The organism is Pseudoalteromonas sp. S1650, assembly GCF_005887195.1.
Classification (GTDB): domain Bacteria; phylum Pseudomonadota; class Gammaproteobacteria; order Enterobacterales; family Alteromonadaceae; genus Pseudoalteromonas; species Pseudoalteromonas simplex.
Map to the genome: position 1 here is coordinate 1 of NZ_PNDF01000125.1, position 970 is coordinate 970.

Annotated in this window: 1 protein-coding gene; it reads right to left on the reverse strand. The window is 42.3% G+C overall.

What is annotated here, in order from left to right; genetic code table 11:
• Positions 1 to 970: TonB-dependent receptor (locus tag CWB80_RS21760; protein WP_138686308.1), on the reverse strand; the 970-nt coding region annotated here is incomplete at both ends.

The window sequence follows — 970 nt, forward strand, 5'->3', positions numbered from 1 at the left end:
ACTATCGGTTGCTTGCCATGAATCATTAATATAAAAAGCGAGTGAAGTTGTATCTGAATCGACTTCGCGACTTCGAACTCGTCTTTCTATAAAGTCACTCCCCAAAGAAGCACCAGATACATCATTTTCACCGGCAGTTTTAACTGTCCACCATCCCTCAGCATCACCAATACCGTTTTGACCTTCAAAGTAATCAACTTTCACATTAGTGTAATCAATACCAAACTGGATTGAATGCATGTCTAGATCCCAATTGAAATCAATCCTTGCTTGGTCGCGCGTAAACTCTTGTTCAGTCACAGACGAGTTTGTATGTTGACTCAAAGTGACAAAGCCATCACGTTCATCCCAAACACCTGGCTTTGGTGATGCAACCACATTTTCAACGTTTTCAGTCACTCGCCCAACAACTGCTGAAACAGAAAAAGTATCAGTTAGGTAGCCATTATAATTTAAGCTATATACTTTACCGCCATCTTCCCCTGGCGCATTCACGCCTTGCTGCTCACCAATCACATTCTCTTGCCAGTTATAAGCAAAGGTTTTATCAGTCCATGTACGTTTGTTGTTCATCGCTGAAAATCCTACAGAGTGATCTTCGTTTATAAACCAATCTACCTTCGTGAACCAGCGGTCCTCATCACGTTCAAAATCTGAATAAGTCGTTTGGCCAGCGCCAGTAGACTCTTCACGGCGTGGTGCAAACAAACCATAAAAGAACAAGGTATCTTCGATGATTGCACCACTGGCCCAGAGCTGAAGTTCTTTAAAATCGTAACTGCTTTGCTGTGTATTTGTACTAATAGTGCCATTTTCTTGATAAATAGAGTCGTGCTGACTACGTAAACTATCAGGATCCCAGCGTACTTCTGCACCGAAGTTAAAGTCATTATCACCAGACTTAGACACCGCATTAACAATACCGCCAAGTGCTCCACCAAATTCAGGACTAACACCACCCGTTTTCACT